Annotated in this window: 24 protein-coding genes; 5 read left to right on the forward strand and 19 right to left on the reverse strand. The window is 62.7% G+C overall.

Features of this window, described 5'->3' with window-relative positions; all coding sequences use genetic code 11:
- Nucleotides 1-132 precede the first annotated feature (132 nt).
- Together FH041_RS02190 and FH041_RS02195 are read left to right on the forward strand one after the other, a co-directional pair.
- On the forward strand, nt 133-795 hold the full coding sequence (locus FH041_RS02190) for a hypothetical protein (protein WP_027915981.1): 663 nt from the start codon (nt 133-135) through the stop codon (nt 793-795).
- 43 nt (nt 796-838) lie between these two features.
- Complete coding sequence (locus FH041_RS02195) at nt 839-2032, forward strand: D-amino acid dehydrogenase (RefSeq protein ID WP_140174140.1); 1194 nt, start codon at nt 839-841, stop codon at nt 2030-2032.
- A gap of 54 nt (nt 2033-2086) precedes the next feature.
- Here FH041_RS02195 and FH041_RS02200 read toward each other — a convergent pair whose 3' ends face one another.
- Nucleotides 2087-2815, reverse strand: a complete 729-nt coding sequence (locus FH041_RS02200) for an aspartate/glutamate racemase family protein (RefSeq protein WP_027915983.1) — start codon at nt 2813-2815, stop codon at nt 2087-2089.
- A gap of 16 nt (nt 2816-2831) precedes the next feature.
- Nucleotides 2832-4364: an NCS1 family nucleobase:cation symporter-1 gene (locus FH041_RS02205; RefSeq protein ID WP_027915984.1), complete on the reverse strand. Its 1533-nt coding sequence runs from the start codon at nt 4362-4364 to the stop codon at nt 2832-2834.
- A 501-nt stretch (nt 4365-4865) separates the two neighbouring features.
- On the opposite strand from FH041_RS02205, the gene FH041_RS02210 reads away from it, so the two are divergent.
- On the forward strand, nt 4866-5792 hold the full coding sequence (locus tag FH041_RS02210) for a class I SAM-dependent methyltransferase (protein WP_140174141.1): 927 nt from the start codon (nt 4866-4868) through the stop codon (nt 5790-5792).
- A 105-nt stretch (nt 5793-5897) separates the two neighbouring features.
- On the opposite strand, the gene FH041_RS02215 is transcribed toward FH041_RS02210, so the two are convergent.
- From FH041_RS02215 to gcl, 8 genes are all read right to left on the reverse strand, one after another.
- Nucleotides 5898-6896 (reverse strand): sulfate ABC transporter substrate-binding protein, encoded by a 999-nt coding sequence (locus FH041_RS02215; protein ID WP_027915986.1) that lies wholly within the window; start codon nt 6894-6896, stop codon nt 5898-5900.
- Between the two features lie 208 nt (nt 6897-7104).
- A complete protein-coding gene (locus FH041_RS02220) occupies nt 7105-7929 on the reverse strand; it encodes an ion transporter (protein ID WP_028687973.1) in 825 nt (274 codons plus the stop codon).
- A 44-nt stretch (nt 7930-7973) separates the two neighbouring features.
- Nucleotides 7974-8849, reverse strand: coding sequence for an urea transporter (locus FH041_RS02225; protein ID WP_028687972.1), 876 nt, complete (start codon nt 8847-8849; stop codon nt 7974-7976).
- Between the two features lie 210 nt (nt 8850-9059).
- Nucleotides 9060-10475 carry a pyruvate kinase gene (gene pyk, locus FH041_RS02230; RefSeq protein ID WP_049695639.1) on the reverse strand — a complete coding sequence of 472 codons (1416 nt, stop codon included), beginning with the start codon at nt 10473-10475 and terminating at the stop codon, nt 9060-9062.
- The gene (locus FH041_RS02235; protein ID WP_023535914.1) at nt 10472-11746 is read right to left on the reverse strand and encodes a glycerate kinase; all 1275 of its coding nucleotides are present in this window, start codon (nt 11744-11746) and stop codon (nt 10472-10474) included. Before FH041_RS02235 ends, pyk begins: the two co-directional genes overlap by 4 nt.
- Before the next feature lie 177 nt (nt 11747-11923).
- On the reverse strand, nt 11924-12817 hold the full coding sequence (locus tag FH041_RS02240) for a 2-hydroxy-3-oxopropionate reductase (protein ID WP_027915990.1): 894 nt from the start codon (nt 12815-12817) through the stop codon (nt 11924-11926).
- Between the two features lie 43 nt (nt 12818-12860).
- Nucleotides 12861-13643 (reverse strand): hydroxypyruvate isomerase, encoded by a 783-nt coding sequence (gene hyi, locus FH041_RS02245; RefSeq protein ID WP_140174142.1) that lies wholly within the window; start codon nt 13641-13643, stop codon nt 12861-12863.
- A gap of 49 nt (nt 13644-13692) precedes the next feature.
- Nucleotides 13693-15468: a glyoxylate carboligase gene (gcl, locus tag FH041_RS02250; RefSeq protein WP_027915992.1), complete on the reverse strand. Its 1776-nt coding sequence runs from the start codon at nt 15466-15468 to the stop codon at nt 13693-13695.
- Between the two features lie 246 nt (nt 15469-15714).
- Here gcl and FH041_RS02255 point away from each other — a divergent pair, with 246 nt between their 5' ends.
- Nucleotides 15715-16155 (forward strand): heme-binding protein, encoded by a 441-nt coding sequence (locus FH041_RS02255; protein WP_023535891.1) that lies wholly within the window; start codon nt 15715-15717, stop codon nt 16153-16155.
- 81 nt (nt 16156-16236) lie between these two features.
- On the opposite strand, the gene FH041_RS02260 is transcribed toward FH041_RS02255, so the two are convergent.
- The gene (locus tag FH041_RS02260) at nt 16237-16848 is read right to left on the reverse strand and encodes a TetR/AcrR family transcriptional regulator (protein WP_027915993.1); all 612 of its coding nucleotides are present in this window, start codon (nt 16846-16848) and stop codon (nt 16237-16239) included.
- A gap of 125 nt (nt 16849-16973) precedes the next feature.
- Nucleotides 16974-18698, reverse strand: a complete 1725-nt coding sequence (gene poxB, locus FH041_RS02265) for a ubiquinone-dependent pyruvate dehydrogenase (protein WP_033695150.1) — start codon at nt 18696-18698, stop codon at nt 16974-16976.
- A 303-nt stretch (nt 18699-19001) separates the two neighbouring features.
- Here poxB and FH041_RS02270 point away from each other — a divergent pair, with 303 nt between their 5' ends.
- Nucleotides 19002-19922 carry a DUF808 domain-containing protein gene (locus FH041_RS02270; RefSeq protein ID WP_140174143.1) on the forward strand — a complete coding sequence of 307 codons (921 nt, stop codon included), beginning with the start codon at nt 19002-19004 and terminating at the stop codon, nt 19920-19922.
- A gap of 53 nt (nt 19923-19975) precedes the next feature.
- Here the strand turns inward: FH041_RS02270 and FH041_RS02275 are convergent, their stop codons facing one another.
- The 7 genes from FH041_RS02275 to puuE form a co-directional block, all read right to left on the reverse strand.
- The gene (locus FH041_RS02275) at nt 19976-20758 is read right to left on the reverse strand and encodes an outer membrane protein OmpK (RefSeq protein WP_140174144.1); all 783 of its coding nucleotides are present in this window, start codon (nt 20756-20758) and stop codon (nt 19976-19978) included.
- 354 nt (nt 20759-21112) lie between these two features.
- A complete protein-coding gene (locus FH041_RS02280) occupies nt 21113-21898 on the reverse strand; it encodes an outer membrane protein OmpK (RefSeq protein ID WP_049695642.1) in 786 nt (261 codons plus the stop codon).
- 133 nt (nt 21899-22031) lie between these two features.
- Nucleotides 22032-23387 (reverse strand): nucleobase:cation symporter-2 family protein, encoded by a 1356-nt coding sequence (locus FH041_RS02285; protein ID WP_023535929.1) that lies wholly within the window; start codon nt 23385-23387, stop codon nt 22032-22034.
- A 159-nt stretch (nt 23388-23546) separates the two neighbouring features.
- A complete protein-coding gene (locus FH041_RS02290) occupies nt 23547-24860 on the reverse strand; it encodes a urate hydroxylase PuuD (RefSeq protein ID WP_027915998.1) in 1314 nt (437 codons plus the stop codon).
- A gap of 59 nt (nt 24861-24919) precedes the next feature.
- Entirely contained in the window at nt 24920-25423 is a 504-nt protein-coding gene (locus FH041_RS02295) for an ureidoglycolate lyase (RefSeq protein ID WP_023535901.1), read from the reverse strand.
- A 49-nt stretch (nt 25424-25472) separates the two neighbouring features.
- Nucleotides 25473-25988, reverse strand: a complete 516-nt coding sequence (uraD, locus tag FH041_RS02300; RefSeq protein WP_128610324.1) for a 2-oxo-4-hydroxy-4-carboxy-5-ureidoimidazoline decarboxylase — start codon at nt 25986-25988, stop codon at nt 25473-25475.
- Nucleotides 25988-26914: an allantoinase PuuE gene (gene puuE, locus FH041_RS02305; protein WP_027916000.1), complete on the reverse strand. Its 927-nt coding sequence runs from the start codon at nt 26912-26914 to the stop codon at nt 25988-25990. The genes uraD and puuE overlap by 1 nt, the downstream gene beginning before the upstream one ends.
- Between the last annotated feature and the right edge of the window lie 85 nt (nt 26915-26999).

Here is a 26999-nt window from a genome sequence, read left to right on the forward strand (position 1 = left end):
CAGCGGGGAACAAAACGGGCTATTGGCACTCTGAACCGAACCCGTCGTCAAGGAAGGCACTCACTGCAAAAGGCGCCCTGTGCCCGTCCAGGCGATGCGCGGGTGACCCGTTTGTCACACGAGCCTGCATTGATGAAGTTGATTCCACACCTGCATCGTCGCCGTCATTGGTTGCTGGGCCTGGCCCTGACCGCCGTAGGCGTACCGCTGGCGCTGGACGCCGTCGAGAGCCGCGCGCAACCGGTGGATGGCACCCAGACCCTGGTGTTTCTGCGCCATGCCGAAAAACCCGGTGAAGGCCTGGGCCAGCTGAACTGCCAGGGCCTGAACCGCGCGCTGGACTTGGCCACGGTTTTACCCGAACGTTTCGGCAAGGCCGATTACGTGTTTGCTGCCAACCCGTCCCGGCACGTGGAGGAGGGCGCTGATGACCAAAGCTACAGCTACCTGCGTCCGCTCATGACCATAAGCCCCAGTGCCATTCGCCTCGGCCTGCCGGTCAACATCGACTACAGCGCCAACGACACCGATGACCTGGCCGACGAACTGCTCAGCGACAAGTACCGTAACGCGACCATCTATACGGCATGGTCTCACGGCTACCTGCCGGACCTGATCAATACCGTCGCCCAGAAGGCTGTCGGTAAGGAGCATGTCATCACCGAAGATTGGCAGGATGGGGACTTCGACACCCTCTATGTCCTGACCCTGGACTGGCACGATGGCAAGGCCAGCCTGCGCAGCCGCAACGTGCGTCAGGGGCTCGATGACGGTGAGCATAGCTGCCCGACCTGATCCGCTGGTACTGTTGAGCCAGGATGCTGAACAGGGATGAACGATGAAGCGGCAGGTGACGGTGATCGGGGGCGGCGTGATCGGGCTGGCGACGGCCTATGCGCTGGTGCAGGAAGGCCATTGCGTTGAATTGATCGAGGCCCACGACACCTTGGGGGCGGCCACCAGCTTTGCCAACGGTGGTCAATTGTCCTACCGCTACGTCGCGCCACTGGCGGATGCGGGCGTGCCGTGGCAGGCGCTGGGGTGGTTGTTGCAGGGCGACTCCCCGCTGCGCCTGCGCTTGCGTCTAGACCCGGCGCAGTGGCGCTGGTTACTGGCCTTCACACTGGCGTGCCGACGCAGCGTCAATCAGCGCAACGCCGCCGTATTGCTTGACCTTGCCCTGCAAAGCCAGGCCGTGTTGGCCCAGTGGCGCCAAGCCCTGGCAATCGGTGATTTTGCCTGGCGCCGCAACGGCAAGCTCGTAGCGTTTCGCAGCGAAGCCCAGTTCAGGCGCAGCCGTGTGCAACTGACGGACCCTGATCGCCAGCAGGTACTCGGCGCCGCTGAGCTGCGGGCGCTGGAACCGGCGCTGCAGGCGTCGCCATTCGTGGGCGGCGTCTTCACCCCGGACGAAGAAGTGGGCGACTGCCACGCCTTCTGCCTGCGCTTGGCCGCCGCTCTGCAAGCCTGCGGCCAATGCCAGTTCCGGCTCGGTCAGCCGGTGACGCAACTGCTTCACCGTGAGCATCAGGTGGTGGCGCTGCGCCTTGGCCATGAAGAACTGCCAATCGACCAGTTGGTGCTGTGCGCAGGTTACCGCAGCGCGGCGCTGAAGGTGCCAGGGGTGAACATTCCGATCTATCCACTCAAAGGGTACAGCCTGACTGCGCCCCTGGTGCCGGGGCAGGGGGCGCTTGAGATCAGCCTGACGGACTACGAGCGCAAGATCGTCTATGCCCGGCTGGATCGACAGTTGCGCGTCGCGGCCATGGTGGACATCGTGGGGCAGGACGAGGCGCTGGACAAACGCCGCTTGCAGAGCATGCGCCGCCTGGCACTGGAGACGCTGCCCCATGCCGCCGATTATGCCCACGCGGTGGAATGGGCCGGTATGCGACCGGCGACGCCCACCGGTGTACCCATCATAGGCGCAACGCCTTACCGTAACCTTTGGCTCAACCTTGGCCATGGCGCGCTGGGCTTCACGCTGGCCTGCGGCAGTGGCCAGCGGCTGGCCAGAATGATCGGTTGAGCAGTGCCTGCGCAGGATCGATTGCCGATCCCGCGCAGGTTGCGCCCTGGTGCCCTAGCGGCCGACGCGCATTGGCCAGCCTATGACCTTCTTCGCCCGAGGGGTGGCATAGGTGCGCACCTTGGACGTACTCAGGCCCAGGCGCACCAACGACTCGGCGATGGTCACCGCCGCGCTGACCCCATCGACCACCGGTACCCCTGTGCGTTGGCGGATCTGCTCGTCCAGCCCGGCCATGCCTCCGCATCCCAGGCAGATGACCTCGGCCTTGTCATCACGTACGGCCCGTTCGGCTTGTTCGACGATGGCCTCGACAGCGCGCTGCGGATCGGCTTCGAGCTCCAGCACCGCCAGGCCGCTGGCGCGTACCGATGCGCAGCGGTCGTACAGCCCGGAAAGCCTGAGGCGGTCCTCGATCAAGGGGACGGTACGGTCCAGCGTGGTGACCACCGAGTAAGCGTGGCCCAGGTACATGGCGGTGCTGGCGGCGGCATCGGTGATGTCCACCACCGGCACGTTCAGCAGCTCCTGCAGGCCTTCACGGCCGTGCTCGCCATAACCGGCCTGGATCACTGCATCATAGGGGCCCTCATAGGCCAGTACCCGATCCATCACGGCAATGGCGGCCAGGTAACTCTCGAAATTGCCCTCCACCGATTCTGCGCCGAACCACGGCGTAAGGCCGATGACTTCTGTGCCCGGCGCCGCCACGGCGCGGGCCTGCTCGGCGATGGCCTCGGTGATGGCTTCGGTGGTGTTGACGTTGGCAATCAGGATTCGCATGGGCAGTCCTCCTTGTTCAGTGGCTGCTGTGGTCGACGGCGATGCATTCGCCGCTGACGTCGTGGTAATGACGGTTGCGCGGCGCGATCAACAGGTACAGGGCGGCGGCGATGCCAGCCCCGATCAGCCACGAGAAGGGCGCGACGCTGTGGAAGTTGGGTACCAGGGCCAGCACGATGGCCAACAGGGCCGCCGGCACGAACGCCGCGACCGCGCGCAGGTTGATGCCCTTGGTGTAGTGATACGCGCCGGCGGGGTCTTCGCTGTAGAGCTGCGGGACGTTGATGCAGCCTTTGCGCAGCAGCCAGTAGTCGGACATGATCACCCCGTACAGCGGGCCCAGCAATGCACCCAGGCCGGACAGGAAGTAGACGATCACCAAGGGGCTGTTGTACAGGTTCCACGGCAGGATGAGCACCGCCAGCGTGGCGCTGATCAGCCCCGCGCGACGGAAATTGAGGTGACGCGGTGCCAGGTTGCTGAGCACGAAGGCCGGTGCCACGAAGTTGGCCATGATATTGACCGCCACCGTGACGATGAGGAACGACAGGCAGCCCAGCACCAGGAAGGTGGTGTTTGGAATGGCTGCGACGATCTGCGTTGGGCTGTCGATGATCTGGCCGTTGATCTTGAACTGAGCGCCGCACAGCACGACGGTGATCACGGCAAACACCAGGATGTTCACCGGCAGGCCCCAGAAATTGCCAACGCGAATGGTCTTGCGGCACGGCGAGGAACGGGCGAAATCACAGAAATTGAGCACCAGCGTGCCATAGATGGCCAGCCACAAGGCACCGCCGGCAAAGATGTTGCGCCACATCTCGTAACCGCTCAGGGGTTCTGCCACCGACCAGGCGATGCGTGTGTCGGCCTTGAAGTACATGAACACCGCCAGCGCTGCAACCGTTACCAGAATGACAGGGCCTGCGAAAGCTTCGTAGCGACGGACCATCTCCATGCCGTAGGCGAGAATCACCAACTGCACCAGCCAGATGGCCACGAAACAGGCCCAGCCCAGGCTGGACAGGCCAAGGATGCTGTCGTGGTCGTAGGCTGCCATCTGCGGCCAGACGGCGCTGAGCAGCACGCGCAGGACCACCGAGGCCAGGTAGGTCTGGATACCGAACCAGGCGATGGCGATGACTGCGCGGATCAGCGCCGGGATCTGCGCGCCGTGGATGCCGAAGGCGATGCGGCTGATGACCGGGAAGGGGACGCCGGTCTTCTGCCCCATGTAGCCCGACAGGTTCATGAAGAAGTACACCAGGGCGGCGCCAATGGCCAGCGACAGCAATATCTGCCAGCCGCCCAGGCCCAGGGCGAACAGGCCCATGGCGAATGAATAGTTGGCGATGTTGTGCACATCGTTGGTCCACAGGGCGAAGATGCTGTAACGGCCCCAGCGGCGCCCGGCGATGCGGGTGGGGGCCAGGTCCCGGTTGTGCAGGCGGGGGCTCAGTGCCATGTCCGGCACCGTGTCGGCCGGGGTTGGTTGGGTCTGGGTGCTGGCGACGGATAGTTCAGGGGCAAGGTTGAGGCTGCTACTCATTCCGGCGGGCTCCTGATGCACGTTGACTGCGATGAGCGGGCAGCGCACGGGCTCGCCATCTCGTCGGTGCAGCGTTGGCATCTCGGGGTTCTGGGCGCGGCGGCCGACGGTCAATCGGCGTCGCGGGTTCTTGTGTATTTATGTTCGGTGAAACTTGTATACAAAACACAAGCACAGGGAAGCCAGTTCCATGCCAGCTTGAGCAGGCGATCGCCACAGTGACCACTCAGGAAGCGTGCAGATTTCAGTAACAAGCTGAAAAATCAGCGTTTTAAGCTGACCATTAAGTCAATAATTGTTTGAATTCATGGGCTTAGTTGATCAGATGGTCAGCATTAAGTGAGCGCTTCATGTAACACATCGGGGCATGGGCGGTGCAAGTGCACACAAAAATGGCACTTAAGGTGACATTAGTGTGTACAAAAAATAGACAATTCAAGGTGGCGCACCTGGGCGGCCTTGCCATGTAAAATACGCCTCCGCTTACCGATGTGACCTGACATGACCTCTCCGATTGCCGCCCTCGAGCAGCATCTGCTTGCCGCCCTGAACCCCGCCCCTGCAGAAACCCGTCGCCTTTTCCACGGCCGAGGACGTTGCTGGCCCGGCCTTGAGCAGATCACGGTGGACTGGCTTCAAGGCGTGTTGTCGGTCGCCTTGTTCCGTGAGCCCCCCGAGGAGCAATTGGCAGAGCTCGAGGCGATGCTGTTGCGGCTGTCGCACCTTGAGCAGTGGACGGGTCAGGCGATCCTGCTGCAACACCGTTACCTGCCCGACAGCCCCGGTCAGTGGCTGGTGGGCGAGCCGTGTCAGCAACGTGAGGTGATCGAGGACGGGCTGACCTACCTGCTGGACCTGGGGGTACGTCAGAACAATGGCCTGTTCCTGGACATGCGTCATGGTCGCCAGTGGGTGCGCGCCCAGGCCAAGGGGCAGCGCGTGCTGAACCTGTTTGCCTACACCTGTGGCTTTTCGGTGGCGGCGATTGCAGGTGGGGCCGAGCAGGTGGTGAACCTGGACATGGCGAAATCGGCACTGTCCCGAGGGCGCGACAACCATCGCCTCAACCAGCATGACCCGTCCCGTGTGGCCTACCTGGGTCATGAGCTGTTCAAGTCATGGGGCAAGGTGCGCAAATACGGGCCTTACGATCTGATCATCATCGATCCGCCCACCTTCCAGCGCGGCAGCTTCGTGTTGACCCAGGACTACGCGAAGATCCTGCGCCGCTTGCCTGAGCTGTTGAATGAAGGTGGGACGGTTCTGGCCTGCGTGAACGACCCCGGCATAGGGCCTGAGTTCTTGATCGAGGGCATGGCCGAGCACGCGCCCGGCCTCGCCTTCGTGGAACGGCTGCAGAACCCGCCGGAGTTCCCGGATGTGGATCCGGCTGGGGGGTTGAAGGCGTTGGTGTTTCGGTTAGGTTGATCGGGGCAGGCCGTCATTCAGGGGACCACAGCCGCGTCCGGCTTTCATGGGTGTTGCGAAGCTCAAGCCCCGGACCGCTGTACTGCCGGCCTAGCCCCATCAGCTTCACTGACCGGTATAGATCTGGTCGAACACGCCCCCATCGTTGAAATGCGTTTTCTGCACAGTGCGCCAGTCACCAAAGGTCTTCTCGACCGAGAGGAATTCGACCTTGGGGAAACGATCGGTGTACTTGGCCAACACGGTCGCATCGCGTGGACGCAAGTAGTTCTGGGCGGCGAGTTCCTGGGCGGCCGGTGACCACAGGTACTTCAAGTATTCCTCGGCCACGGCTTGGGTGCCTTTACGGGCCACCACTTTATCGACCACGCTCACCGGCGGCTCGGCTTCGGCTGAAACGCTTGGATAGACCACCTCGAACTGATCGCGACCGAATTCGCGCGCAATCATTTCCGCTTCGTTCTCGAACGTCACCAGCACATCGCCAATCTGGTTGGTCATGAACGTGGTAGTGGCGGCGCGACCACCGGTGTCCAGCACTGGCGCCTGCTTGAACAGCTTGCCGACGAACGCACGCGCCTTGGTCTCGTCACCGCCTTGCTTGAGCACATAGCCCCACGCCGACAGGTAGGTGTAGCGGCCGTTACCCGAGGTCTTGGGGTTGGGTACGATGACCTGTACGCCGTCCTTGAGCAGATCCGGCCAGTCCTTCAATGCCTTGGGGTTGCCCTTGCGCACGATGAACACCGTGGCAGAGGTGAACGGCGCACTGTTGTTCGGCAGGCGCGTGACCCAGTTTTCAGGGATCAATTTGCCGTTGTCGACCAAGGCATTGATGTCGGTGGCCATGTTCATGGTGATCACGTCGGCCGGCAGGCCATCGATCACCGCGCGCGCCTGTTTGCTGGAGCCACCGAAGGACATCTGCACAGTGACCTTCTCGTTATGCTCGGCCTCCCAGTGCTTCTGGAAGGCCGGGTTGTAGTCCTTGTAGAAATCACGCATCACGTCGTAGGAAACGTTCAGCAGGGTCGGGGCAGCGTGGGCCAGGGTGCCGAAGGCCAGGCTGGCAGCGGCCAGCGAGACGGTGAAAAACTTTTTCACGACGCATTCCTTATAGGTATGAATGTTGGGGCAATGTGCCAGCGACTATAGCGTCTTGTTCTTCAGGTATTAAAGAATCAATGCGTCTTTGCTTATGCGTGCTGGCCGATGGGCGGTGTTGGCAGTTGTCCACGGGCTTTGCCCACTCAATGACTCCCTCACCCTCCAAGGTGCGGGAGCCCTACGGATCTCGTCATGAGCGCCTCGCTCAACCGGATTTGGGGAACAACGCATTTCCACACCGGGCACAAAACGCCGCTCCACTTTCATGGGATTTCTTGCTGCAGGTCGGGCAGGGGTGTTGCAGTTGCTCGCCACGCATGGCATTGGCGAGCTCGGCGGTAAAGATCCCGGTTGGCACCGCGATGATCGAGTAGCCGATGATCATCACCAGCGAAGACAGCACCTGGCCCAAAGGTGTTCGGGGCACGATGTCGCCGAACCCGACCGTGGTCAGCGTGACGATGGCCCAGTAGATCCCCTTGGGAATGCTCGTGAAGCCATGCTCCGGGCCCTCGATCACGTACATGAGGGTGCCGAATACGGTGACCAGCGTCGATACGCTGACCAGGAACACGATGATCTTCTGCTTGCTGCCGCGCAGGGCATCGAGCAGGTAATTGGCCTGCTTGAGGTACGGGCTGAGCTTGAGTACACGGAAGATCCGCAACATGCGGATGACCCTCACGATCAGCAGGTACTGCGCGTCACTGTAGTACAGCGCGATGATGCCCGGCACGATCGCCAGCAAGTCGACCAGGCCGTAGAAGCTGAAGGCGTAGCGCAGGGGCCGGGGCGAGCAGTACAGCCGCGTGATGTATTCGCACAGGAAGATGGCGGTGAAGCCCCACTCGATCGCGGCCAGCAGGCCTCCGTAGCCGCGATGCACCTCATCGATGCTGTCCAGGATGACCGTGACCAGGCTCGCCAGGATGATCAGCAACAGGGTTTTGTCGAAGCGTCTTCCGGCCACGGTGTCGCTCTGGAAGACGATCACGTAAAGCCGCTCGCGCAGGCTTGCAGGTTTGTTCATTGGCTCTGTCCATCGTGAAGTCGGCTGAGCCTATGGGGTGCCTTTCAGCTATGCAAGCGCCCCGGTGTCTGGCGTTTGCCAAGCTTCAGGTGACTGCCCAAGTGGATGAGCCAGCAGGCGGCGACGAAAGGCGCCGTGAGCGCCGGGAACGGCAGCCTGCTCAACAGCGGGTGTAACGCCAGTGCCAGGCCGATGGCCAACAACGTGACCCAGGGTTTTTCCCCCTGACGGCTGAAGGCTAGGGCTGCCAGGGCCGCGTTGAAACCATAAAGCCCCATCCATGCCGACGGCGTATCACCCACGAGCAGTGCCAGGCCTGCACCTGCGGCAGAGCCTATGACCGCCCAGAAGCAGGCATACGGGTTGGCGATCAATAGGCCGACGATGATCAGCAGCCCAGCCAGGGGTTGATCGAGCAGGAAGATCTGCCCGACCCCTCTTGCCAGGGCACTCGCCAGGTCGGCCTCGACCACCGCGGGTACGGTGACCGTCTGTACGAACAGCAACGTGCCCCAGCCCAGGAGCACGAACGGCGCCGTGTAGGCAGTCAGCAGCTTGCCGCCGCGTTTGCGCCACTGGTGGGTGATGATGCTGGACAGCCCGCCGGCAGCGAGGATCAGCGGCGGCAGAATGGCGGACCAGGGCAGCACGGCGCTGATCAGCAGGCCTATGAGTACGCTGTTGTAGCAGTACAGCCCGGCCTGGCGGTCAGCACGGTCGTAGCCGCGACGCTGCGCGGTGAGCAGGCCGGCCAAGGCGCCGAGCAGGGCGCCACCTACCAGGTTGGGCGCGGTCAGCAGGATGGCCAGCAGGCAGCACAGGCCGCACAGGGGGTTGCGCAGCAGTAGCACCTGGCTGAAACCGTTGAGTATCGCCGTCGCCCAGTCGGGGCAAGGGTTTACGAAATTTTTGGTGTACATGGGGCAGTCAGTGAGGTGGATGGGAGGGCGGTGGGCCTCTTTGGGCCTCGATTTACCGCAGGTCCGGTACATCGGTGTTCGGGGAGGGCTGCGCCCTCCATTCGCGGGTCAAGCCCGCTCCTACAAGCTCTGCGCTGTGCCATGGAGCGGCGCGCCTCCTGTGGGAGCGGGCTTGACCCGCGACGGGGGCGCATAGCGCCCCCGGGAATCTCAGTTCAACGTCTCGATCCGCAGCGTGTTGGTCGACCCTGGCTTGCCGAAAGGCACACCGGCAGTGATCAGAAGCGTGTCGCCACGGCTGGCCATGCCTTGGGCCTGGGCAATTTCCAGCGCAGTGGAAACCACTTCGTCTACCTGGCGTAGGCGGTCATTCACTACCGAATGCACGCCCCAGGTCACGCTCAGGCGGCGAGCGGTGTTCGGGTTCGGCGTCAGGTTGAGGATCGGTGCCCGTGGCCGCTCGCGCGAAGCACGCAGGGTCGAGGCGCCTGACTCGCTGTAGTTGACCAGCACCGCCACCGGCAAGATGCCGCTGATGCGGCGGATGGCGCAGCTGATGGCGTCCGATACGGTGGCCTCTGCCTTCGGCCGGCCGACGTCGAGCTGGGCCTGGTAGTCCGGGCCGTTCTCCACCTGGCGGATGATCTTGCTCATCATCTGCACGGCTTCGAGCGGGTAATCGCCCGAGGCCGTCTCCGCCGACAACATCACAGCGTCCGCGCCTTCCGCCACGGCATTGGCCACGTCGGTGACTTCGGCACGAGTCGGAGCAGGGGAGAAGCGCATGGATTCGAGCATCTGCGTGGCCACTACCACGGGCTTGCCCAGCTGCCGGCAGGTGCCGATGATGCGCTTCTGGATCTGCGGCACGCTCTCGGCAGGCACTTCCACACCCAGATCGCCCCGGGCCACCATGATCGCGTCGGCCTGCTCGGCGATCGCTTGCAGCTGCTCCACCGCCGACGGTTTCTCGATCTTGGCCATCAAGTAGGCGCGGTCGCCGATCAGCTGGCGTGCCTCGGCAATGTCCTCGGGGCGTTGCACGAACGACAGCGCCACCCAGTCCACGCCAAGCTCCAGGCCGAACGCCAGGTCGCGGCGGTCCTTCTCGGTCAGGGGCGACAAGTCCAGAACCGCCTGAGGCACATTCACCCCCTTGCGGTCGGACAGCTCCCCACCTGCCAGCACCTCGGTGACGATGGCGTCACGGTGTTTGGCCGTCACGCGCAGCCGCAACTTGCCGTCGTCCAGCAGGAGGTCCATGCCAGGTTCCAGCGCAGCGATGATCTCCGGGTGAGGCAGGTTGACCCTGCTGCTGTCGCCTGGCGTCTTGTCCAGGTCCAGGCGCAAGGCTTGACCACGTTGCAGGTGCACCTTGCCTTCGGCAAAACGACCCACCCGCAGTTTTGGCCCTTGAAGGTCCATGAGGATGCCCAATGGGTAGTTGAGCTGCTGCTCCACCTCGCGGATCCATTGATAGCGCAGCGCATGGTCGGCGTGCTCGCCATGGCTGAAGTTCAGGCGAAAGATATTCACGCCTGCTTCCACCAGTTGCCGTACATCGTCAATGCCACCGGTAGCCGGGCCCAGGGTGGCGAGGATTTTCACTTTCTTGTCAGGCGTCATGAGGGGTCGGTCTCGAGAATCAGGATGGCGCGAAAGTCGTTGACGTTGGTGCGCGTGGGTTCGGTGACGATCAGCGCATCGAGCGCGGCGAAGTAGCCGTAGCCGTTGTTGTCGTCCAGCTCGTCGCTGGCAGAAAGGCCCAGGGCTTGGGCGCGTGCGTAGCTGCTGGGGGTCATCACAGCGCCGGCGTTTTCTTCCGAGCCGTCGATGCCGTCGGTATCGCCTGCCAGTGCGTAGACGCCCGGCAGGCCCTTGAGGCTTTCGGTGAGGCTGAGCAGAAATTCCGCGTTGCGCCCGCCGCGCCCATTGCCGCGCACGGTGACCGTGGTCTCACCGCCGGACAGAATCACGCAGGGGGCCTTGAGCGGCTGGCCATGCTGGACGATTTGCCGGGCAATGCCTGCGTGCACCTTGGCCACTTCCCGTGACTCACCCTCCAGGTCGCCCAATATCAACGGACTGAAGCCTGCCTGGCGCGCCTTGACTGCCGCAGCTTCCAGCGATTGCTGAGGCTTGGCGATCAGCTGGAAATGGCTGCGGGCCAGGGCTGGGTCGCCCGCCTTGAGGGTTTCGGAGGCCGGGTCGTTGAGCCAGTCGATGACGGCCTGTGGGGCATCGATGGCGTAGCGTTTGAGGATCGCCAGTGCCTGGGCCGAGGTGCTCGGATCGGCCACGGTGGGGCCAGATGCGATGACCGTGGCCAGGTCGCCCGGCACGTCCGAGATCGCATAGGTGTAGACCGTGGCCGGCCAGCAGGCCTTGGCCAGGCGCCCACCCTTGATCGCCGAGAGGTGCTTGCGCACGCAGTTCATCTCGCCGATGGTGGCGCCGGATTTGAGCAGGGCCTTGTTGATGTGCTGCTTGTCCGCCAGGGTCAGGTCGGCGGCGGGCAGCGCCAGCAAGGCAGAGCCACCGCCGGACAGCAGGAATATCACCCGATCCTGCTCGCTGAGGTTGCCGACCAGCTCCAGCACGCGCCTGGCAACCGCCAGGCCGGCTGCATCCGGCACCGGGTGGGCGGCTTCGACCACTTCGATGTGTTGGCAGTTGGCACCGTGGCCGTAGCGGGTCACGACCAGGCCGCTGACCTCGCCTTGCCAGTGCTTTTCGACCACCTCAGCCATGGCGGCGGCGGCCTTGCCTGCGCCGATGACGATCACCCGGCCACTGCGGTCAGCGGGCAGGTAGGGTTCGAGCACGTGGCTGGGGTGGGCAGCGGCAATGGCTGTGTCGAATAGCTCACGCAGCAGTTTCTGTGGATCGACCGACATGGCAGGCTCCCTTTATTGTTGTTCTGCACAATCGAGAACGCCCCTGGAACAGCCTCCGTGCAGGCCGAACCAGGGGCGGTGTTGCTCGGGGTCACCCCTGGCTGTGTTCAGTCAAGAGGCGTAACAGGCGTGCCGGTTTACCGGCAGCAGGGCTGCAAGGCAGGACCGGCGCTCGGATCAGCGGTCGTCGCGGATCGAGAAGTTGGCCATGTGCTCCAGGCCCTTGATCAGCGCCGAGTGGTCCCAGTTGCTGCCGCCCAGGGCCGCGCAGGTGTTGAACACCTGCTGCGCGTTGGACGTGTTGGGCAAGTTGATGCCCAGCTCACGGGCACCCTGCAGGGCCAGGTTGAGGTCCTTCTGGTGCAGGCTGATGCGAAAACCTGGGTCGAAGGTGCCTTTGATCATGCGCTCGGCGTGCACTTCCAGAATTTTCGACGAGGCGAAACCGCCCATCAGTGCTTCGCGCACCTTGGCCGGGTCTGCGCCGTTCTTGGCGGCAAACAGCAGCGCCTCGCTGACGGCCTGGATGTTCAGGGCGACGATGATCTGGTTGGCCACTTTCGCCGTCTGACCGTCACCATTACCGCCTACCAGGGTGATGTTCTTGCCCATGCTCTGGAACAGTGGCAGGGCGCGCTCGAAGGCGTTCGGGCAGCCGCCGACCATGATGCTCAGGGTCGCGGCCTTGGCACCCACTTCACCTCCGGATACCGGAGCGTCCAGGTAGGTAGCGCCGGTGGCGTTGATCTTCTGCGCAAAGGCTTTGGTGGCGGTCGGGGAAATCGAACTCATGTCGATCACCACCTTGTTCGGTCCCACGCCCTGGGCGACACCGTTTTCCCCGAACAGCACACTGTCGACTTGTGGGGTGTCCGGGACCATGACGATGATGAACTCGGCTTCCTGGGCTACTTCCTTGGGGTTGGCCAGGGCCACGGCGCCGTCGGCGATCAGGTCGGCTGGAGCCGCATCGTGGTGGGTGGAGACGAACAGGCTGTGCCCTGCTTTTTGCAGGTTCTGGGCCATGGGCTTGCCCATGATGCCGGTGCCGATGAAACCGATTTTAGCCATGAGAAATTACCTCTTTTATCGTTGTTCGCGTTCCCGGTGGGGCTCAGATCGCGTTGTGTGATTTCAGCCAGCCGAGGCCTGCTTCGGTGGTGGTCAGTGGCTTGTACTCAGCCCCCACCCAGCCCTGGTAGCCGATGCGGTCCAGGTGCTCGAACAGGAAGCGGTAGTTGATCTCGCCCGTGCCCGGTTCATGGCGGCCAGGGTTGTCGGCCAGCTGCACGTGGTTGATCAGCGTGAGGTTGGCTTCCAGCGTGCGCGCCAGGTCACCTTCCATGATCTGCATGTGGTAGATGTCGTACTGCAGGAACAGGTTGTCGCTGCCCACCTCGGCCTGGATGGCCAGCGCCTGCTCGGTGGTGTTGAGGTAAAAGCCTGGGATGTCGCGGGTATTGATCATTTCCATGACCAGACGAATCCCGGCGGCCTGCAGCTTGTCGGCGGCATAGCGCAGGTTTTCCACGAAGGTCTTGCGCACGGTGGCGCAGTCCAGGCCGTCTGGACGAATCCCAGCCAGGGCGTTGACCTGGGTGTTGCCCAGTACCTTGGCGTACTCGATGGCCTTGTCGACACCTGCACGGAATTCTTCGATGCGGTCGGGGTGGCAGGTGATGCCACGCTCACCCTTGGACCAGTCACCTGCGGGAAGATTGAACAGCACCTGGGTCAGGCCATGGGCCTTGAGTTGCGCCTGGATTTCGTCAGCGCTGAAATCGTAGGGGAACAGGTATTCGACACCACTGAAACCGGCGTCGGCGGCGGCCTTGAAGCGGGCCAGGAAGTCCTGCTCGGTGAACAGCATGGACAGGTTGGCAGCGAAGCGAGGCATGGTTGTCTCCTTGCGTTGAGAGCCCCGGACCAGCCGGGGCGTCAGGCGATCAGTCCAGCAGCGAGATGGCGGTCGGCGCGTCGTTGCCGACCAGGGCGAGGTCTTCGAATTCGTTGACCGCGTTGATCTCGGTGCCCATGGAAATGTTGGTGACGCGTTCAAGAATGATCTCGACCACGACCGGCACGCGGAACTGCTCGGCCATTTGCCGTGCCTTGAGCAGGGCAGGCGCGATGTCGGCCGGCTCGAATACCCGCAGGGCCTTGCAGCCCAAGCCTTCGACCACGGCTACGTGATCGACGCCATAGCTGGCAGCGTCGGTGGCGTTGATGTTCTCGAATGCCAGTTGTACACAGTAGTCCATGTCGAAACCACGCTGAGCCTGGCGAATCAGCCCCAGATAGGCGTTGTTCACCAGCACGTGGACGTAGGGCAGGTTGAACTGCGCCCCGACGGCCAGCTCCTCGATCATGAACTGGAAGTCGTAGTCGCCAGACAAGGCCACGACCTGGCGCTTGGGGTCGGCCTTGACCACGCCCAGTGCTGCAGGAATGGTCCAGCCGAGCGGGCCGGCCTGGCCGCAGTTGATCCAGTGCCGTGGCTTGTACACGTGCAGGAACTGCGCACCGGCGATCTGCGACAGCCCGATGGTGCTGACATAGCAGGTGTCCTTGCCGAACACCTGGTTCATCTCCTGGTACACACGCTGAGGCTTGACCGGTACGTTGTCGAAATGGGTCTTGCGCTGCAGGCTGGCCTTGCGCTGCTGGCAGTCTTCAAGCCAGGCCTGCCGGCACTTGAGTTTCCCGGCGGCTTGCCATTCCCTGGCGACTTCCAGGAACACATCCAGGGCTTTGCCGGCATCGGACACGATGCCCAGGTCCGGGGTGAACACGCGGCCAATCTGGGTCGGCTCGATGTCCACATGCACGAATTTGCGGCCTTCGGTGTACACGTCCACGGAACCTGTGTGGCGGTTGGCCCAGCGGTTGCCGATGCCCAGCACCAGGTCGGACTTGAGCAGGGTGGCGTTGCCATAGCGATGAGAGGTTTGCAGGCCGACCATCCCGACCATCAGCGGGTGGTCATCGGGGATGGTGCCCCAACCCATTAGGGTCGGGATCACCGGCACACCGGTCAGTTCGGCGAATTCGACCAGTTTGTCGCTGGCGTCGGCGTTGATGATGCCGCCGCCTGCAACGAGCAAGGGCCGCTCGGCTTCGTTGAGCATGGCCAGGGCTTTTTCGGCCTGGACGCGCGTGGCCGATGGCTTGTGCACGGGCAATGGCTCGTAGGCATCAATGTCGAATTCGATTTCAGCCATCTGCACGTCGAATGGCAGGTCGATCAGTACCGGGCCGGGGCGGCCGCTGCGCATCTCGAAGAACGCTTTCTGGAACGCGTACGGCACCTGGCCAGGCTCCAGCACGGTGGTTGCCCACTTGGTGACGGGCTTGACGATGCTGGTGATGTCCACGGCCTGGAAGTCTTCCTTGTGCAGGCGGGCGCGCGGCGCCTGGCCAGTGATGCACAGGATCGGGATGGAGTCGGCGCTGGCGCTGTAAAGGCCGGTGACCATGTCCGTGCCAGCTGGGCCGGAGGTGCCAATGCAAACGCCGATGTTGCCCGGGTTGGCACGGGTATAGCCCTCTGCCATGTGCGAGGCGCCTTCGACGTGGCGAGCGAGGACGTGATCGATGCCACCCACTTTCTTCAGGGCCGAGTACAACGGGTTGATGGCAGCCCCTGGGATGCCGAACGCAGTCACGACGCCTTCACGGCGCATGACCAGTACGGCTGCATCGATTGCTCTCATTTTGCTCATGATTTGTGCCTCATCGATTTTGTAATTGTATACAACCTGTGTTGCGATTCAGTGTATTCACGGTCAGGTGATCAGGTCAATGGGTTTTGATCGGGTAAGTCGATGCGGCCGTGAAATGGGGTGATTGCGCTATCGAATACGATTGGATCTAAATATTGTATACAAAAATATTTTCGGTTGTGTTCTATTGCTGTATCGGTTTTCAACTGCCCTCAGGGCTTCTCACAATAAAAAGAGGACCTTCCCATGAATGCTTTGAACCTGAACCTGGCGCTGAGCCTGGTAAACGCCGCATTGGCTGCTGGGCGGACCATCCAGGCGGCGCCGCTGACGGTGGCGGTGCTCGATGCCGGTGGGCACTTGCTTGCCTTGCAGCGTGAAGACGGCGCGAGCCTTATCCGACCCGAGGTCGCAACGGGCAAGGCCTGGGGGGCGATAGCGCTGGGCAAGGGCTCGCGTCTGCTGGCGCTGGATGCGCAGCAACGGCCGGCTTTCTTCGCCGCGCTCAACGGATTGGGCGAACGTCCGGTCGTGCCGGCGCCAGGCGGCGTGCTGGTGCGTGATCAGGATGGGCGGGTGCTAGGTGCGGTGGGGATCAGCGGGGATACATCGGATATCGACGAGCAGTGCGCGATCAGTGCCATCGAGGCGCTGGGGCTGCGCGCCGATGCGGGCGCGGTGGCCTGACCCGCATCAACTGTCTTTGCTCAATGCCCCAACCTGCGGCGCAGGTGGGCACATTCAGGGCGAACGGCAAGGTGGTGCTGCTCAGGCCGGCTCGGGTTCGCAGCCTTTGAGCACCATGCGGATGATGGTTTCGGCCGCAGCGTCGTAGTCGCTGTCGGCCAGCTTGGCCTTGCCGGTCACCGCCGAGATCTGCCAGTCGAAATCGGCGTATGTCTGGGTCGCCGCCCAGATGCTGAACATCAGGTGATGCGCATCGACGTGGGCAATCTGGCCGCGGTCTATCCACTGCTGGATGCACTCGATGTTGTGCCGCGCCTGTTCGTTGAGTTGTTCAACCTGGCTGGGCGACAAGTGCGGTGCGCCGTGCATGATTTCGCTGGCAAATACTTTCGAAGCATGGGGCAGATCGCGGGAGATCCGGATCTTAGAGCGAATGTACGCGCTCAGTACTTCGCGAGGATCGCCATCGGCGTTGAATGGGGTGGAGGCCTGCATGATCGGCGCGATGATGCTTTCCAGCACCTCGCGGTACAGGTTGTCCTTGGATTTGAAGTAGTAGTAGACGTTGGGCTTGGGCAGGCCGGCCTTGGCGGCGATATCGCTGGTTTTGGTGGCTGCGAAGCCCTTGTCGGCGAATTCCTCGCTGGCCGCGCGCAGGATCAATTCCTTGTTGCGCTCGCGAATGGTGCTCATGGTCAGGGATCTTCCTCGTGTCAGGCCACCTCTAGGAGGCAGCCGGCATGGTAGCACCGTGCCCAATGGCGGCTCAAGGCAGCGGCTTTGGGCAGGGCCTTTGCATCCAGTCGCGCGCATAGGCGCTAGCGCAGCAGGTTGGTCTTCGCCAGGTCCAGCACCTCGTCGCCCCGCCCGCTCATCACGGCCTTGAGCATGTACAGGCTAAAGCCCTTGGCCTGCTCCAGCTTGATCGCTGGCGGCATGACCAGTTCTTGGGTGGCGGTGACCACGTCGACCAGTACGGGGCCGTCGTGGGCCAGCGCACGGCGCAGGGCCTGCTCCAGGTCTTCGGAGCGCTCGACGCGAATCCCCAGGATGCCCATGGCATTGGACATGGCGGCAAAATCGGGGTTGTGCAGGTCGGTGCCGGTATCGAGGTAGCCGGCAGCCTTCATTTCCATGGCGACGAAGCCCAGTGACGCGTTATTGAACACCACCACCTTCACGGGCAGTTTGAGCTGCGCGAGCGAGATGAAGTCCCCCATCAGCATGCTGAACCCACCATCGCCACTCATCGAGATCACCTGGCGCCCCGGGAAGGCCGCCTGTGCGCCCATGGCCTGGGGCATGGCGTTGGCCATCGAGCCGTGGTTGAACGAGCCGACCAGGCGACGCTGGCCATTCATCTTCAGGTAACGCGCCGCCCAGACCGTGGGCGAACCGACGTCGGCGGTGAAGATCGCGTCTTCGGTGGCCAGTTCGCTGAGCAGGCGTGTGACATATTGCGGATGGATCGGCCGGTCACCCTTGGAGGGTACCGCCAGATCGTCCAGCCCCTGGCGCGCCTTGTCATAGGCTTTGAGTGCATCATCCAGGAAGCGCCGATCAGTCTTGCGCGTCAGGCGTGGCAGCAGGGCGGTGAGGGTTTCGCCGACATCGGCAGCGATACCCAGCGATAACGTGGCGCGTCGCCCCAGCGCTTGCGGGTCACGGTCGACCTGCACGATCTTGGCGTCGCTCGGGAAAAACTGCCGGTAGGGAAAGTCGGTGCCCAGCATCACCAGCGTGTCGCAGCCGAGCATGGCGTGGTAACCGGAACTGAAGCCGATCAAGCCCGTCATGCCGACGTCGAAGGGGTTGTCCCATTCCACATGCTCCTTGCCGCGCAGCGCATGGACCACTGGTGCGCCGAGTGCATCGGCCAGGGCCACGACCTGGTCGTGCGCACCTGCGCAGCCGCTGCCGCACAGCAGGGTCACCTTGTGGCTGTCTTGCAACAATTCGGTCAGGCGCTGCAGATCGACGTCCGTGGGCAAAATGCGTGGCTGCTGCAGGGTAGGCCAGGCCGCCGGTTTCTGCTCGACCTCCAGCAGCGAGACGTCACCGGGGATCACCACCACCGCCACACCGCGATTGAGGATGGCCGAACGCATGGCCCGGTGCAGCACCTGCGGCATTTGCGCAGGGTTGCTGACCAGTTCGATGAAATGGCTGCATTCCTTGAACAGTTCCTGCGGGTGGGTTTCCTGGAAGTAGTTCAGGCCAATCTCCGAGGAGGGGATCTGCGCGGCGATGGCCAGCACGGGCACCCGGTTGCGGTGGCAGTCGAACAGGCCATTGATCAAATGCAGGTTGCCCGGCCCGCAACTACCAGCGCACACCGTCAGCTCACCGGTTACCGCCGCCTCGGCACCGGCGGCAAAGGCCGCAACTTCCTCATGGCGCACGTGCATCCACTCGATGCTGTCCATGCTACGCAGGGCGTCGGTCAGGCCATTGAGGCTGTCGCCGGTCAGGCCCCAGATCCGCTTGATACCGGCTTGTTCGAGTGTCGAGGCCAACTGCTGGGCCATGTTGAGCTTTGCCATGGGTACTCCTGGTGCGAATGGAAGAATGTGATCGATGGGATAGAGACAGGCGCTTGGTCACGGCTGTTCGTTTGCGTCCATGAACGAATCGTCATGCGCGCTGCCCCGTGCCTGACGCTGCCCTGAAACCCATGTGTGCGTCCTGGGTCATCTGCTGCCGGCAGGCCACGGCACGCGCGCGCCCGGCAGAACTGTTCCGCCACCGGCCGGTCTGTATGCCATCGTGATTGCCCTGGGAGCACGCCTGGCTATTCAGGCGCTTCAGGATGATGAAATCGCACGCGTCTACTAAGGATGAATGGAATGGCTGGCAGCAGTTTTTTTGCGTTGTTGGATGACATCGCGGCCCTGTTGGATGACATCTCGTTGATGACCAAGGTCGCGGCCAAGAAGTCGGCCAGCGTACTGAGCGATGACTTGGCCGTTAACGCCGAGCAAGTAACAGGCATGAAGGCCGATCGCGAACTGCCGGTGGTATGGGCCGTATTCAAAGGCTCTCTGAAGAACAAGGCCATCCTGGTGCCGTGCGCCCTGATCCTCAGTGCGGTGCTGCCGGCGGCGGTCAAATGGCTGCTCATGGCCGGCGGCCTGTACCTGTGCTACGAGGGCTTCGAGGCGATCAAGGACAAGTTTTCCCGCAGCGAGCATGGCGCGAAGGGGCAAGGGAAAAAGGCGCTTCCCAAGACCCCCGAGGAACTGGCCGCGTATGAAAAACGCAAGGTCAAAGGGGCGATCAAGACCGACTTCATCCTGAGCGCGGAAATCATCGTCATTACCCTCAACGTGGTGGCTGAGGCCCCGCTGTACCAGCAGATTCTGACCTTGGTCTTGATCGCCTTGGTGATGACGATTGGCGTGTACGGGCTGGTCGCTGGCATTGTGCGGCTGGACGACGCAGGGTTCGCCCTGGCGAAATCCAAAGCCCAGGGTATGTGGGGTCGCGCGGTCAGAAAGCTGGGTGAAGTGCTGGTGTCGGCCGCGCCTTTCCTGATGAAGGCGCTGTCCTGGATCGGCACGGTCGCGATGTTTCTGGTCGGCGGTACATTCATTGCTGAAGGCATTGCGCCACTTGAGCACGTCATCGAAGGCTGGGTCGCGCACAGCGGAGGCTGGGAAGCAGTGGCCAAGCTCGTCGTGTTCGGAGTTGTCGGGGCTGTCGCTGGCGGCCTGACGGCGCTGGTGGTCGGCGGATTCTCTTGGGTTCGCGCACGCGCTACCGGCTAAGTGACAACGCTTGGGCAAAGGGGCCGCCAAGCGGCCCCGTCATTATGCCGTGATCAGAACAGCACCTTGACCAGGAAGCTCATGGTGTTCTGGTCAGTGGTGAAGGCGCCGGAATCCTTGATGCCGTACTTGTTCTTCCAGTAGTCGTATTCCACACCCACGTACAGCTGCTTCTCGCCCAGGTGCATGGCTTTGCCCAGGTCATACTTGATCTGCGGGTTGAAGTGCAGGTTGGCGTGGTAGGTGCCACGGCGGTTTTCATCGTTGTCCACCACCCAGTCCATGAAGCCATCGATCAACACGTCGGAGGCGCCGACCGGAATGGTGTAGGCCCACACCGGGGTGATCTGCCAGACATTGTCGCCAGGGCGGCTGCCGTCGGTGGTGCGCTGGTAGAAGTTCAGCTGGAAGTAGTCGAAGCCTGGGATGTCCAGGTCGAAGCCGGGGCCGATCAGGTAGGCTTCCGTGTCGCCCTCGCCAAACTCGTAGGTCATGGCCAGCAGCACGTCCTTGACCGGACCGAAGGACAGCTTCTGATCGAAGATCTTGTTGAACGACAGCCGCGGGCTGATCTCGCCGTAGTAGGTGTTGGGGCCGTTGCCCGCGTCCTTCTGGCCTTGGTAGAAGATCTTGTCGACGAACAGGAAGTTATCGCCGTACTTCCAGCCGTCGGCGTGCTCGAAGGTCAGGGTCTGTTGGGTCGACGGATTGACCTTGAAGTTCTTGCCCCACAGGTAGGTCAAGCTGTTGCTCTGCCACTGCAGCAGGTCGCCGGCTAAGGTGGTGCCACAGGCCAGCAGGCCGCCGGCGAGGATCAGGCTGTTGATGGTACGCATTGCGGATGTCGCTCCCTTGGTTGATCTGTTGTCAGCGCTCGGTGTTGGCGCTTTTTCTGTCTTTGTAGTCAGCTTTTTTCGATGGGCCACAGCTGTCTGGCAAGGGTTGAGCCAACTTCTTCCCGGTTGGCGAAACCGTCCTGCTCGACGTCGTTCTGAACGGATGAAAAGGGTCTTTCAGGCTGGCAACACGTTGGCCAACCGCCCGAATTCATTGACTGAGCGGTCAGTAAACGCAGGCAGAATCCGTCCTGCCCTGATCGAGGGGGCGCGCAGATTACTGGCTTGCGCGCCTGGCCTCAAGTGCTCCGTCATGGAGCACGGTGGAGCAAACCTGTGCATGTGGTCAGGTTGTCAGAAGTGTACCTTGATCAAGGCACTGGCCACGCTCTGATTGCTGTCCAGGGCGCCCCGGCTGTCGATGCCGTATTTGTCTTTCCAGTAGCTGTACTCCAAGCCCACGTACAGCTGCTTGTCGCCCAGGCTCAGCGCCTTGCCCAGGTCGTATTTCACCTGCGGGTTGAAGTGCAGGTTGGCGTGATAGGTGCCCCGTCGGTTCTGGTCGTTGTCGGTCACCCAGTCCATGTAGCCGTCTATCAGAATGTCGGATTTGCCCAGTGGCACGGTGTAGGACCAGGCGGGCGTGATTTGCCATACGTTGTCGCCGGGGCGGCTGCCCTCGGTATTGCGCACGTAGAAATTGAGCACGAAGTAATTGAAACCTGGCACGTCCAGGTCGAAGCCTGGGCCGATCAGGTAGGCTTCATTGTCACCTTCGCCACGCTCGTAGGTCATGGCCAGCAGCACGTCCTTGACCGGACCGAAGGCGAGCTTGCGGTCGAGGATCTTGCCCAGCGAGAAGCGAGGGCTGAACTCGCCGTAGTAGGTGGTCACCCCTTTGCCGGGGTCGGCCTTGCCGTTGTAGAAAATCTTGTCGACGAACAGGAACGTGTCGCCGTATTTCCACTTGTTGGCGTGCTCGAAGGTAAGCGTCTGCTGGATGCCAGGGTTGATCTTGAAATCCTTGCCGTACAGGTAGGTCAGGCTCTCGCCGTGCCATTGCAGCCATTGGCCGGCCTGGCTCGGTACGCTGGCAAGCAGGCTGGTGCCCAGCAACAAGGCGGTGGGGATGTGGTTCATGTGACAGCTCCCGGATGTTGTTCTTGTGGGTTGTCAGGCGCGTGCGCGCCCCGGGCGGCCCACGCGCAGTGGGCCGACGGCACAGCAGTGATTCAGGCGTGAAGCATGGGCGGCCAGGGCGCCGCCCGTTGGCTCAGTGGGGGTGGCAGGGCGCGTTGTGCGCTGCGCGGTCCGCGCCGCCGAGGATGTTGAACAGCACGTTGAGCACCAGCGCACTGACCGTGGCCATGGCGATGCCGCTGTGGGTGATGGGCTCCATCCACTGGGGCATCTGGGCGAAGAACTCCGGCCGTACCACCGGGATCAGACCGAAACCGACGCTGACCGCAACCAGCAACTGATTACGCCGATCGCCGATGTCCGCTTCCTGGAGGATCTTGATGCCCGTGGCAGTGACCATGCCGAACATGGCAATGGACGCGCCGCCCAGCACCGCTGGCGGGATCGAGGCGATCAGGTAGGCCGCCTTGGGCAGCAAGCTGAGCACCACCAGCAAGCCGCCGGCCACCACCGTGACGAAACGGCAGCGTACGCCGGTCATCTGCACCAGGCCGATGTTCTGGGCGAACGAGGAATGGGTGAAGGTGTTGAAAAAGCCTGCGATGAAAGAGGCGCCTGCGTCGCACAGCAGCCCCCGGCGCAGCATGCCTGGGGTGACTTCACGGTCGGTGACCTTGCCCAGGGCCAGGAACATGCCGGTGGACTCGACGAAGATGATCACCACCACCAGGCACATCGACAGGATCGGGGCCAGGCTGAAGGTGGGCATGCCAAAGTGCAGCGGCGTGACCACCTGCAGCCAGGGGGTGGCCCCCAGGCCCGAGAGGTCGACCATGCCGATCGACCCCGCCAGCAGGTAACCCAGGCCCATCCCCACCAGCACCGACACGTTGACCCAGAAGCCCCGCATGAAACGATTGATCAGCAGAATCACTGCCAGCACCAGGCCGGCGACCAGCAGATAGATCGGTGAGCCGAAGGTGGTCGCTTGCTGGCCGCCTCCGGCCCAGTTCACCGCCACGGGGAACAGCGACAGGCCAATGGACGTGATCACCGTGCCGGTCACCAGCGGCGGGAAGAACCTCACCACCTTGGACATGAAGGGCGCGACCAGCATGCCGAAGAAGCCTGCGGCAATGGTGGCCCCGAAGATGCCCTGCAGGCCCACGCCGGGCATGCCGGCCATGGCCACCATGCTACCGACGGCGGCAAAGCTGGCCCCCATCATCACGGGCATGCGAATACCCACAGGGCCGATGCCCAGCGACTGCACCAGGGTGGCGACGCCGGCGACCAGCAGGTCGGCGTTGATCAGAAAGGCAACTTCTTCACGGGACAGGCCTGCAGCCTGACCGATGATCAGCGGTACCGCGATGGCGCCGCCATACATCAGAAGCACATGTTGCAGGCCAACCAGAAAGAGCTGGAACAGGGGCAGGGGCTGTCGCGGCGGCGCTACCGGAATAGACGCCTTGGATGACTCGGACATGCAGCACCTCGAGTTTTGTTTTTATTCTCGGATCCAAGCGGCGGGCGAGCCCAGGCTTCAAATGGCGGTCTTCAACCTGAAGATCGCCTTGTTTGAAGCCTGTGCCAGCGCCTGCGCTCGATGCTTGCGTACGACGTTATGCGGTGTAGCCAATTACGCTCAGTTGACCGGCGCGCCCTTGGCGATCCAGTCGCCTACCAGCTTGCGCTCCTCGGTGGTCATCTGCGTGATGTTGCCCAGCGGCATGATCTGGCTGGCAACCGCTTGCGCCTGGATGCGCGCGGCCTGGGCCTGGATCTGTTGCGGTGTGTCGAACATCACGCCACCTGGAGCGGCGCTGAACAGTGGGCTGGTCGGTTTCGAGGAGTGGCACACGGTGCAGCGTTCCTGGATCACGTGATGGATCTTCTCGAAGCTGTCACCGCCGGCCTGCGCCGTCGCCTCGGCCGGCACCGCCGGTTCGGCGGGCTTGGCCGCGTCTTCGGCGCGGCGCTCGGCGGCCGTTTTGCCGCCCACGGCTGTGGCTGGCAATGGCTGGTATTCGATCTTGGCAGCGGCCTGTTCCGGGCTGACCGGCATTGGCTTGGGACCGGTGACATAGGCCAGGCAGATCATGGCCAGGGCACCGACCGGCAGCGTCCAGGCGTACTTGTTGCTGTCGTGACGGGTGTTGAAGTAGTGACGGATCAACACCGCCGCCACTGCGATCCCCGCCAGGATCAGCCAGTTGTACTGGCTGCCGTAGGTGCTGGGGAAGTGGTTGCTGATCATGATGAACAGCACCGGCAGCGTGAAGTAGTTGTTGTGGCGTGACCGCAGTAGGCCCTTGGCCGGCAAGACCGGGTCCGGGGTCTGGTTGTTCTCGATGGCAGCCACCAGCTGGCGCTGGGCCGGCATGATGATACGGAACACGTTGCCGACCATGATGGTGCCGATGATCGCGCCCGTGTGCAGGTAGGCGCCGCGGCCACTGAACACCAGGCTGAAGCCCCAGCAGGCGGCAATGATCAGCACGAACAGCACCGCACCGAGCAGGGCAGGGCGCTTGCCCAGGGGCGAGTCACACAGGAAGTCGTAGACGAACCAGCCCACGACCAGCGACCCAATACCGATCGCCACGCCCTCGGCGCCACTGAGGGTGCTACCCGGTGCCAGCAGGTACAAGGTGGGGTTCCAGTAGAACACCACGCACAGCAGGGCAATACCGGACATCCAGGTGAAGTAGGCTTCCCATTTGAACCAGTGCAGGTTCTCGGGCATTTTCGGCGGGGCGAGCTTGTATTTTTCCAGGTGGTAGATACCACCGCCATGGATGGCCCAGAGGTCACCTGACAACCCATCGCGCGGGTTGCTTCGATTCAGGTGGTTCTCCAGCCAGACAAAGTAGAACGATGCACCGATCCAGGCCACGCCGGTGATCATGTGAACCCAGCGAATGCTCAGGTTCAGCCACTCGTGAAGGTGTGCTTCCACAGTATGTACCTCTTGCCGGTCACAGGCGCGGGCAGTGCCCTGGCATGACCGACCTTTTCTTATTGGTGGGGGTTGAGGATCAGCATCTGTTCCTCGCTGAAGTAATGCTCATCGCAGTTGTTGCCAGAACCACTGCGATCAACCACCAGGAAGTCATCCCGCTTTTCGATCGTCAGCACCGGGTGGTGCCAGACGCCGCGATGGTAATTGACGCCCTGCCTGCCGTTGCTGCGGAAGGCGCGGACCAAGCCTGATACAGGTGCATCGCCAAGTGGCGCGACCACGATCAGAAAGGGGTTGCCGAGCAGCGGAATGAAAGCCTGGCTGCCCAGCGGATGGCGTTCGAGCATGCGCACGGTCAGCGGCATTTCCAGCGCGTCGGCGCGGAAAATACTGATGATCGCCTTGTCTTCAGGCTCGGCGGTCTCGACCGTGGCGAGCTTGTGAAAGCGCATGGTCGAGCCGTTGTTGATCATGAAGTGGTCGCTGCCATCGGTTTCGATCACGTCACCGAAAGGGGCGAAGGCTTCTTTGGTCAGGGGCTCGATCATCAGGGTGCGCATGCGGTTATCTCTTCTATTGTGCGTTGTTCTGTAAAGAATCGTCGGTCGCTTACAGCTGTTGCAGGCGGAACAGGGCGATCTGGTTGATCTGCTTGAGCGCCTCGGCGAACTCGGCCTTCGCATCGTTGTGGATGCGCTGTTCGAACGAGGCCAGGATCTGGTGCCGGTCGCTGCCCTTGACGGCCATGATGAACGGGAACTGGAACTTGGCCTTGTACGCCTCGTTGAGCGAGGTGAAGCGCGCGAATTCCTCGGCGGTGCATTGGTGAATACCGGCCCCGGCCTGTTCGTTGGTGCTCGAGGCGGTCAGTTCACCCTGGACGGCAGCCTTGCCGGCCAGGTCCGGGTGGGCGTTGATCAAGGCCAGTTGGTCGGCGTGAGGTGCGCTCAGCAGGATGTCGCTCATGCGCTGGTGCAGCGCGTGCACGTTGTCCAGTTCGTCCGATTGGCCGAGGTCGTAGGCCTTCTCGGCAACCCAGGGCGAGTGCTCGTAGATGTCGGCGAAGGCGTGAACGAACGCGTCACGGTCAAGGGTGGACGGCTTGAGGGTCTTGAAGGTGGTCATCAGACGGTCTCTTTCTGGTACGGGTGGGTGGCTTGCCAGTGGCGGGCAATGTCGACACGGCGGGCGAACCATACCTGCTCGTGGCTTTTGGCGTAGTCGACGAAACGCTTGAGCGCTGCCAGGCGTGCCGGCCGGCCGACCAGACGGCAGTGCAGGCCGATGGAGAGCATCTTCGGCGCCTCGGCGCCTTCGGCGTACAGTACGTCGAAGGCGTCCTTGAGGTACTGGTAGAACTGCTCGCCACAGTTGAAGCCCTGGACCTGGGTGAAGCGCATGTCATTGGTGTCCAGGGTGTAAGGGATGACCAGGTGCGGCTTGCCGGTGGGATTGTTCGGCTCCCAGTAGGGCAAGTCGTCGTCATAGGTGTCGCTGTCGTAGAGAAAGCCGCCTTCTTCCATGACCAGCCGACGGGTGTTGGGGCCGGTGCGGCCGGTGTACCAGCCCAGCGGGCGTTCGCCAGTGATTTCGGTCAGGATGCGGATGGCTTCGAGCATGTGCTCGCGCTCCTGGGCCTCGTCCATGTACTGGTAGTCGATCCAGCGGTAGCCGTGGCTGCAGATTTCATGACCAGCCTGGACCATGGCGCGGATGACGTCGGGGTGGCGCTGGGCGGCCATGGCCACGGCGAAGATGGTCAAGGGGATCCCGCTGTCCTTGAACAGCTTGAGCAAGCGCCATACGCCTGCGCGGCTACCGTATTCATAGAGCGACTCCATGCTCTGGTTGCGCACGCCCTGCAACGGCTGGGCCGCGACCATCTCGGAGAGGAAGGCTTCGGATTCCTTGTCACCATGCAGGATGTTGCGCTCGCCGCCTTCTTCGTAGTTGAGCACGAACGACAGCGCAATGCGGGCGTTGCCTGGCCAGTGCGGGTGAGGAGGGTTATTGCCGTAACCGATCATGTCGCGAGGGTAGTCAGCGCTCACTGCAGTCTTCCTTCTTGTACGTGTGGGCAGGGTGGCGGGCCGCGTCGCTGTGTCGCACCACCGGATGCAATGATTGTATACAACT

Source organism: Pseudomonas sp. SWI7 (assembly GCF_006351945.1).
In the GTDB taxonomy this organism is placed as follows: domain Bacteria; phylum Pseudomonadota; class Gammaproteobacteria; order Pseudomonadales; family Pseudomonadaceae; genus Aquipseudomonas; species Aquipseudomonas fulva.